Consider the following 758-nt stretch of genomic DNA (forward strand, 5'->3'; position numbering starts at 1 on the left):
CCGCCTGCTGCGGTCGCCGTGGTGCCGGTCGCTTCGTAAGCCTTGACGACGTTGCGCCCGACGGTCCACCGGTGCACCTCATCGGGGCCGTCGACGATGCGGCTCATTCTCGCCTCTGAGAGCCAGGCCGCCAACGGCAGGTCGTGGGTGTAGCCCAAGGACCCGTGTATCTGCAACGCCGTGTCGATCACCTCGATCAGCATGTTGGCGATATAGGTTTTGGCCATCGAGTTCTCGATGCGCAGGTCGTGCCCGTGCTCCATTTTGTAGGCCAGGTGCAGGATCATCAGCCGGGTGATGTAAAGCTTCTCGGCGCAGTCGGAGAGCATCCACTGGATTCCCTGACGATCAGCCACCCGTTTGCCGAAGGTGACTCTTTCACATGCCCGCGCGGCCGCCATGTCAAGCGCTGCTTGGGCTTTCGCGATGCTCCACATGCCGTGCCGCAGCCGGCCGTAGCCGAGGCGATGCTGGCCCATGGCAAAGCCCTGTCCAAGTCCGCCGAGAATGTTCTCGTGGGGGACAACGAGGTCGTTGATGCGCACTTCGGCGTGGCCCATCTGGATTTCGCCCTGGTAGGTGGGGATATCGGATTCGCCCATGATAGGGATATTGCGGACGATCTCGAAACCCGCGTTGGGCAGCTCCACCAAGAAGGTGGTGTATTGCCGATGACGAGGGGCGTCGGGATCGGTCTTGGCCATCACCAGTGCCAGCTGAGAAATGGACGCCCCTGAGGTGTACCACTTCTCGCCGTT

At 62.0% G+C, this 758-nt stretch carries 1 protein-coding gene; it reads right to left on the reverse strand.

Features of this window, described 5'->3' with window-relative positions; genetic code table 11:
* Positions 1-704 (reverse strand): acyl-CoA dehydrogenase family protein (locus tag A5692_RS03300; RefSeq protein ID WP_255396984.1); only part of this gene is annotated, 704 nt, incomplete at its 3' end.
* Between the last annotated feature and the right edge of the window lie 54 nt (positions 705-758).

The organism is Mycobacterium sp. E342 (genome assembly GCF_001667665.1).
In the GTDB taxonomy this organism is placed as follows: Bacteria; Actinomycetota; Actinomycetes; order Mycobacteriales; family Mycobacteriaceae; genus Mycobacterium.